The sequence below is a fragment of the Terriglobales bacterium genome, assembly GCA_035651995.1.
Taxonomy (GTDB): Bacteria; Acidobacteriota; Terriglobia; order Terriglobales; family Acidobacteriaceae; genus DASRER01.
The window spans coordinates 58,073-64,491 of sequence record DASRER010000048.1; the positions used below are offsets into that span (position 1 = coordinate 58,073).

Consider the following 6,419-nt stretch of genomic DNA (forward strand, 5'->3'; position numbering starts at 1 on the left):
TCGCCGGTGCTCCTTCGCATCTGGGGGAGTTGATATTCCGTTGTGACGAATGAGCCGCCCTCTGCCGCCATCGTTGCCGCTCAAAGCACGGCTTCGAACAGGTGGACTCCTTGCCGCCACGATCCTCGCGTCGAGCATGGCATTCGGCGACAGCACCGTCGTCAGCGTGGCGTTGCCTGCGCTCCAGGCAAATCTTCACGCGACGGCTCGTCGCCGGGCAGCCACCGCACCAGCTGCGGCTGGCTCGCCGCCTTCCAACCCAGGATGAAGCCGAACACCGCCATTTGGGCCTCGCCGCGAAAATCCATGTCGTCGCGATATTCATCGCTGGGCTGGTGGTAGCGGTGCGCGGTGTACTCCTCGGCCTGCTTCGCTCCCCATTGCTGATCGTGTCCGCGAAACTTGTCGCCCTGGTTCACGGAGAACGCCGGTATCCCGACGCGCGCCAGGCTGAAATGATCGGACCGGTAATAATGCCCGGCCTGCGGCCGCGGATCGGGCTTGATCTCCAGCCCGAATGAACGCGCCACGCTCTCGACGGTGGGATAGAACGTGGTGCGCTCCGAGCCGGCAACTTGGGTCTGCTCGGGAATCCCGAACGGTTGCACGTTGTCGAAGTTCAGGGCGAGGGTGATCTTGTCCGCTGCAGCCGGCAAATGCAGCCCAAGGTACTCGGAGCCCAGCAGTCCCTGCTCTTCTGCGGTGACCGAAGCGAAGTAGATCGAGCGCGCCGGCCGCGGCCTCACGTTCGACCACGCCCGCGCCAGTTCCAGCAGGATGCCGCAGCCGGTAGCGTTGTCGGCCGCGCCATTGTAGATCTGGTCGCCCTTCAATGCGGGATCAATTCCCAGGTGGTCATAGTGCGCGCTGTACATCACGCCCTCACCCGCCCGCGGCCCCGCGCCCGGCAACTCGGCAATCACATTGTTCGAATCGAACGGGCGCACGCGGCTCACGATGTGAGCGTGCGCCTCGACCGCGAGCGGAATCGGGCGAAAATCGCGGGACTTCGCCTGCTGCATGAGCGCGTCCAGGTCCTGCCCGGCTGACTTCAGAACCTGCCGTGCAACTTCCAGCTGAACCCAACCGGCCGCCTTCAACTTCGGCCCCGGCTTGTCGCGCAGAAATGATCTCTCGCCGCCCCACGAATTCCGCACTACCTCCCAGCCGTAGCTGGCCATGTCGGTTTTGTGAATGAGCAGCACGCCGGCCGCTCCCTTGCGCGCGCCTTCTTCGTACTTGTAGGTCCAGCGGCCGTAGTAGGTGAGCGCATCGCCCTTGAAGAACTTCGGATCGCTCGACGGCGGCTCGTTGACCAGCATCAGCAGGATTTTGCCGCGCACGTCGGCGTCCTTGTAGTCGTTCCACTTGTACTCGGGCGCGTCGATGCCATATCCCACGAACACCACCGGCGCGTCGATGTCGACCACTGGTTGCTGCGTCTCGTCGTGCACCACGTAGTCTTCCAGCAGTCGCAGGGAGGCCGCATCCGCGCGCGGCGGCGCGATGGTGAACCGCGTCTCCGGCAGGGGTGTGTTGCCCACCAGCGGGACTCGTTGCAGATAGCTGCCCTTATCGCCCGCCGGCTTCAGGCCAAGCAGCGCGAACTGCGTGGCGATGTACTCCGCGGCGAGATCGCCTCCGCGCTGCCCGGTTCCGCGTCCCTCGAGAAGGTCGCTGGAGAGAAACTTCACGTGCGCGCGGATGCGCTCGGCGCTGATTGACTTCATCGGCCCCGAGATCCCCGGCGGCAGGTTGAGCGCCGGCCTGTCCGAGGCAGGGCTGGATGCGGATGTTGGCGCCTGCTGTGCGATGACTACCGTCGCAGCCAGCACGGTTACAAGCACAAGACCGATGTCTCTCTTCATGCCGCCGATTGTAAATGGCGCGCAAACAACAACGCCCGGCCAAAGGGCCGGGCAGTTTAGTATTCGATCCCGCGCCGCGGGATCAGTTTTTGGACCCTCAACCGCCCTTGAAGTCGGGCACCTGCTCGCCCGGCAGAAACACGACAAGTTTCGCTCCCTGGTGCCGTGCCGCCGCCACGCCGGTGACGTGCTGCACGTCGGCGCGCGACCAGCCCACACTCGTCAGCTCGATCTTTCCCGCCTCGTTCACCAGGAACAGTGTCGGGACGTTCGTCAGGCCGTAGGCGTTGGAAACCGGATACCGTTCGGTGTCGTCGAGCGCGATCGGGAACGTTATGCCGAATTTCTCGGCGAAGGCCGCGCTGTTTGCCGCCGAATCCTGCGAGACGCCGACGATCGCCAGTCCCTTTCCGTGCGTGCCCTGGAAAATGCGCTCTATATAAGGAAGCGCCATCTGACACACCGGACAACTTATCTTGAAGAAGGCCAACAGCACAGGACCGCTCTTGCGGACGTCCGACAAACGAAACTCGCCGCCTCCCAGCAGCGGCAGTACGACTTCCGGCGCAGCTGTACCCGCCTTCAGAGCAGCCATTCGGTTGGGGCCTCCATTGGGAAGTTGTTCGAGCGGCGATGACTCATTTCGTTAGATATCGAATTATCAAATACGATTCTAAAGCGCCAGTCCTGCCCGGCGCAGCGCTTTGCGCGTCACGCCGGTCAGCGCCAGCCGCGGCAAACGCCGGCGATCTATCCACTCGCCGCGTTCGCGCCCGGTCCCGCGATGCACTTCCACGCGGTAGTCGGTGGTGGTGATCGAGTGCTTGAGACGAAACAGTAGCCCGCCGTTCGCGGAATCCAGCGACGGCAGCTCCCACATCCCAGGCATGAGCGAGGCATCCGCTTCGCGCCGCACGAGCCGCACTTTCGCGCCTCCAGCCGCGAACGCCAGCGCATACCTCAGCTCAGCTTTGCGCCGGTCCGCTGCCGGAGCAGGCGGCGCTGCGCCTCGCGTCGCGCAGAGGTTCACCACCGGACACGCGGCACACAGCGGTCCATGAGGCAGGCACACGGTGGCTCCCAGCTCCATCATCGCCTGGTTGAAGTCGCCGGGATTTCGCGGGTCCAGCAACTCGCCGGCGGCCTTCCACAACGCCTCTCCGCGCAATCTGCGGCCCACGACGCGCCCAATCAGGCGCTCCACGTTGCCGTCCACCACGGCCGTGGGTTCTCCGAACGCGATGCTGGCCACGGCCGCGGCGGTGTAGCGCCCCACGCCGGGAAGCAATTGCAGTTCAGCAGCCGTGCGCGGGAACTGGCCTTCGCGCTCGCGGACCAGCATGCGCGCCGCCGCGTGAAGCGCCCGCGCCCGGCGGTAATATCCGAGCCCGCTCCAGGCGGCCAGCACCGATGACTCACGCGCCCGCGCCAGGCGCCGCACCGTAGGGAACCTTGCCAGGAAGCGCGGAAAGTAATCTGCCGCCACCGCCGCGCGCGTCTGCTGCAGCATCACTTCGGAAACCCACACGCGATACGGATCGCGGTCGGCGCGCCACGGCAGGCTGCGCCTGGCGTGCGCGTACCAGCGCAGAAGATTTCTGCGAAACCGCCGGCGGTCGGGAGTGGCTTGCATCGGCCCGATTGTAAATGTCGCGCCAAATATCCACATCGAAACAGGTGCAACACGGGTTGGCAGCCTCGGCATCCATCTCTCTGCGGGCAACGCTGTGCCCGCCGGCCATGACTTGGTTTCGCATCCCCGCAATACTCGCTTTGTCAGCGCTTCTCTGCCTCCCCGGATGCGGCGGTGGCAGTTCTTCCAGCAACAACGCGCCCACCGTGACCTCTACCAACCCTGCTCCGGGTGACACGTCGGTGCACGCGCCGGTGATCATTTCGCTGGGCCCCGGACAGAGCGCGATGGGCGTCAACATCAACGTGCCCGCACCGGCCGCTTCGCCCGCGCCCAACGCCGAGGTGCTGGGTGTAGCGCCCGCCAGCGGCATGGCATCAGCATTCAACACCGGCGCCACGATCCACGTGGGCAGCACGCAGCGGGTCATTGTGTTTGGACCGGGAATAGACGGCAGCATGCAGGTCATCGTCGGCGGCGCCAACGACGTTGCCGTGGCCAACGTCCAGTCCATCAGGGCGACCGACGGCACGCCCGGCATCTCCTTCGACGCGACCGTGAGCGGCAACGCCGCGCTGGGAGGGCGCACCGTCTACCTGCGCAATCCGCAAAACGATATCACCGCGTTCACCAGCGGCCTCGAGGTAGTCCCGTGAGACGCGTGCTTGCACTCGCCACGTTGCTGATCGCCGTTGTGGCTTCGGGCACCACCGTCGAGCCGCTCTCGATTGAAACCATGACCAGGCGCGCCGCACGCGTGGTGGAAGCCCGCGCCATCGAGAGCTGGCCGGCGTGGGACACCTCGCAGCATCTCATCTACACCTACACGCGCTTTCAGGTCGTACGCGCACTCAAAGGCAGCGCCGCCGCCACCGTGGTCGTGCGCCAGCTCGGCGGCAGCGATGGCCACTACACGCAGAAGGTCTCCGGTGTGCGCCCCTGGGGCGCCGGACAGGAAACAGTCCTCTTCCTGCGGCCGAGTGACGGGGGAGGCGGCGTGTTCGCCGTCGTCGGCCTCATGCAGGGCGACTTTCGCGTGACGCGCGCCGCCCGGGGTGAAGCAGTGGTGAGCAATGGTGTGGCGGGTGTCTCGGCGCGCGGTGGCTCCGCCTTCACTGGATCGCACATGCGCCTGAGTGAACTGGAAGCGCGCGTGGCGCGCGCGGCGGTGCAGCCATGAAGGCGAAGTTCAGCCGCGCCCATCACGGACAACGGCAGGCTGCCGCTGCGCTGCTCTGTCTGCTGGTTGCGGGCGTGTTGTTGGTGCGCCCCGCGTCTTCAACCATTCCCGCACTCTCGCCCAACGGCAATACACCCGCCGCCGACCGCTGGGACTTTACCGCGTTCCCCGTTACGTGGAGCCTGAACCCGGCCGCTAACGGCAATGTCCCCGGCGCTTCCGCTCTGCCCGGCCTCATCCAGACGGCCTTCAACACGTGGACTTCGGCGCCGAATGCGGCGCTGGCCGTTGGCCGCGGACCCAACTCGAGCGCCACATCGGGCGGATTCGATCCGCAGTCCAGCAGCAACATCAACCTCATCTGTTTCGTCTGCCAGGGCGACTTCTCCAAGGACGCCGAAACCCTGGCCGTGACCATCACCACGATTGAAAACAGCCCCGGCGGTCCGGACGGACACGGCGGCCGCACGCGCTTTGTCGGGCAGATTCTCGACGCCGATATTCTCTTCAACCCGAACGACCAGTTCTCGACCGGCGGCGGCGGCAACGGCCAGGACCTGCTCACCGTGGCCACGCACGAGATCGGACACTTTTTGGGCCTCGACCACTCCGGCGTGGTGCGCGCCGTGATGTTCCCCTTCGCACCAACGGTGCTGACCACGCTCAGCTACGACGACGTGGCCGGCATCTCCGCCCTGTATCCCAAACCCTCGCCCGATGTGCCCACCGGAACCATCAGCGGCGCGGTGCACATGGGTTCCGGCAGTCCGGTGTTTGGCGCACACGTTTTTGCCGAGTCGCAGACTTCGGCGCTGCCCTTCGGTGGCTCAATCCGGAAGTCGCCCATCAGCGCCATGACCGCGCCCGATGGCGCCTACACCATCAGCGGCCTTCCCGCCGATTCCTACATCGTGGTTGCCGAGCCGCTCGATGGACCGGTGTCCGACTCCGACGTGGAGTCCTTTCCCAAGGCGTTCCATCAGAGCGCGGTCCAGACCGGATTTACGACACGCTGGCATTAGCGGCAAAAAGAAAGAGCGGAGGCCGCTAGACCTCCGCTCTTCCTGGCTCGTACCCTCCCCCAGGTTGAGCCGCTTTGCGGGCGTCAACGAAGCCGAGCGCAGCGAGGTGAGTGGGAGCCCGCTGGCGAAATCCTGAGCGAAGCGAAGGATCCCTCCGCAAGAGAAGGATCCCTGGGGCAAAGAAAGAGCGGAGGCCGCTAGGCCTCCGCTCTTCCTGGCTCGTACCCTCCCCCAGGTACTTCGCCAAATCAAAGCCTTACTGCAGGGCCGAACCGCTCGAGGTGCAGGTCGTGCCGCTGCCGCCCGAGTCGTACTTGATCACGCCCGACTGGTCGGAGCAGAACGCGCGCTGGCCCGTCTGGCCAATCGCCACCGGCACACCCTGCGAGTTGTAGGTCACAACGATCGTGCTGGAACCGGCAGCCGTGCAGCCCGTCAGAGCAAAGGTGTAGCCGCTCTTGGTGCCGCTGGCCAGAACGCTGTCAATCAGGCCGGCGGACGTCGAGGTCGCCGAAGCGGAACCCGACGGCGGTCCGAGGCGCGACAGCGTGCAGGTGAAGCCCAGGTCCGGATACGTGGACGAGTAGGTGACTTCAGCTGTGTTGAGCGTGCGGATCGAGCCCACCGCCGACGATTCGTTGGCGGCGATGCGCGAACGCAGCAGGTTCGGAATTGCGATCGCGGCGATGATCAGAATGATCGCCACCACGATCAGC

At 65.5% G+C, this 6,419-nt stretch carries 7 protein-coding genes; 3 read left to right on the forward strand and 4 right to left on the reverse strand.

All coding sequences use genetic code 11. The features are described from left to right. Positions 1–161: 161 nt before the first annotated feature. The 3 genes from VFA60_16280 to VFA60_16290 all read right to left on the reverse strand — a co-directional run bounded on the left by VFA60_16280 (position 162) and on the right by VFA60_16290 (position 3,501). Positions 162–1,868: a M28 family peptidase gene (locus VFA60_16280; protein ID HZQ93349.1), complete on the reverse strand. Its 1,707-nt coding sequence runs from the start codon at positions 1,866–1,868 to the stop codon at positions 162–164. A 97-nt stretch (positions 1,869–1,965) separates the two neighbouring features. Then, positions 1,966–2,463: a TlpA disulfide reductase family protein gene (locus tag VFA60_16285; protein HZQ93350.1), complete on the reverse strand. Its 498-nt coding sequence runs from the start codon at positions 2,461–2,463 to the stop codon at positions 1,966–1,968. A 78-nt stretch (positions 2,464–2,541) separates the two neighbouring features. Next, entirely contained in the window at positions 2,542–3,501 is a 960-nt protein-coding gene (locus tag VFA60_16290) for an A/G-specific adenine glycosylase (GenBank protein HZQ93351.1), read from the reverse strand. Between the two features lie 206 nt (positions 3,502–3,707). Between VFA60_16290 and VFA60_16295 the strand changes: the two genes are divergently transcribed. Genes VFA60_16295 through VFA60_16305 form a run of 3 tightly spaced genes read left to right on the forward strand, consistent with a single transcriptional unit; the run spans position 3,708 to position 5,703 of the window. Continuing rightward, positions 3,708–4,157, forward strand: coding sequence for a hypothetical protein (locus VFA60_16295; GenBank protein ID HZQ93352.1), 450 nt, complete (start codon positions 3,708–3,710; stop codon positions 4,155–4,157). Next, entirely contained in the window at positions 4,154–4,681 is a 528-nt protein-coding gene (locus VFA60_16300) for a hypothetical protein (protein HZQ93353.1), read from the forward strand. The genes VFA60_16295 and VFA60_16300 overlap by 4 nt, the downstream gene beginning before the upstream one ends. Beyond that, positions 4,678–5,703: a matrixin family metalloprotease gene (locus VFA60_16305; GenBank protein HZQ93354.1), complete on the forward strand. Its 1,026-nt coding sequence runs from the start codon at positions 4,678–4,680 to the stop codon at positions 5,701–5,703. Before VFA60_16300 ends, VFA60_16305 begins: the two co-directional genes overlap by 4 nt. Positions 5,704–5,959: 256 nt before the next feature. Here the strand turns inward: VFA60_16305 and VFA60_16310 are convergent, their stop codons facing one another. Continuing rightward, complete coding sequence (locus tag VFA60_16310; protein HZQ93355.1) at positions 5,960–6,418, reverse strand: pili assembly chaperone; 459 nt, start codon at positions 6,416–6,418, stop codon at positions 5,960–5,962. Position 6,419: the final 1 nt, after the last annotated feature.

Bases quoted from the DNA above. Each gene is read 5' to 3' on its own strand.
- VFA60_16280 (HZQ93349.1), bottom strand. From the start codon at position 1,868: ATGAAGAGAGACATCGGTCTTGTGCTTGTAACCGTGCTGGCTGCGACG.
- VFA60_16285 (HZQ93350.1), bottom strand. From the start codon at position 2,463: ATGGCTGCTCTGAAGGCGGGTACAGCTGCGCCGGAAGTCGTACTGCCG.
- VFA60_16305 (HZQ93354.1), top strand. From the start codon at position 4,678: ATGAAGGCGAAGTTCAGCCGCGCCCATCACGGACAACGGCAGGCTGCC.
- VFA60_16290 (HZQ93351.1), bottom strand. From the start codon at position 3,501: ATGCAAGCCACTCCCGACCGCCGGCGGTTTCGCAGAAATCTTCTGCGC.